We start from the raw sequence: 255 nt of genomic DNA on the forward strand, positions 1-255 counted from the left end.
GTTCTTTAGTCATGCCACTTAACAAATCTTTAGCTATTTGTTTACACAATTTAATAGCCTCAACTTCTTGTGCCGCAAATGCATTACGAGCAATTTGAACACCCATTTCAGCACCCATTGGATTAGAATTCAAGATATCGATTAAATATCCTTTTTCTTCTCCAGCTATTAAATCTGCACGCGCTAAATATCTTGCCAAAATCTGCCCCGGCTTTGGTCCAGATTTTTTAACATCTGAAAAATAATGATCAAAAT

Annotated in this window: 1 protein-coding gene; it reads right to left on the reverse strand. The window is 35.3% G+C overall.

What is annotated here, in order from left to right:
- The coding region (locus QCD70_RS19045) for a hypothetical protein (RefSeq protein WP_301219204.1) at positions 1–255 on the reverse strand (255 nt) is incomplete at both ends.

Source organism: Agreia sp. PsM10, from assembly GCF_030433855.1.
Classification (GTDB): domain Bacteria; phylum Actinomycetota; class Actinomycetes; order Actinomycetales; family Microbacteriaceae; genus Agreia.